General features: G+C 67.0%; 1 protein-coding gene. It reads left to right on the plus strand.

The window, feature by feature from the left end; translation table 11 throughout:
• Positions 1-119: 119 nt before the first annotated feature.
• On the plus strand, positions 120-348 hold a 229-nt coding region (locus tag QSK22_RS33435; protein ID WP_285498520.1), incomplete at its 3' end, for a transposase.

Consider the following 348-nt stretch of genomic DNA (forward strand, 5'->3'; position numbering starts at 1 on the left):
TGCGTCCACGGAGGTGGTGTACGAGTTGATGCAGGTCAGAGGGCGTGGCGTCGTGAAATGAGACGGCCATCGCGTGATCCTTCGAGAAGCCGAAAACCAAGATCGAAGGAGAGGACGCGATGGCCGACAACCCCAGTGTGGACCCCGCGGGCTGGTTTGCCGAGCAGATCGGGGCGTGTGAGCCGGATCTGCTGCGATCGATGGTCAAGACGATGGCCGAAGCGCTGATGAGCGCGGAGGCCGACGCGATGTGCGGCGCCGGCTACGGCGAGCGCAGCAGCGAGCGGGTCAACCGCCGCAACGGCTACCGGCAGCGGGACTGGGACACCCGCGCCGGCACCGTGGAGC

The organism is Actinomadura sp. NBRC 104425 (assembly GCF_030269545.1).
Taxonomy (GTDB): Bacteria; Actinomycetota; Actinomycetes; order Streptosporangiales; family Streptosporangiaceae; genus Spirillospora; species Spirillospora keratinilytica.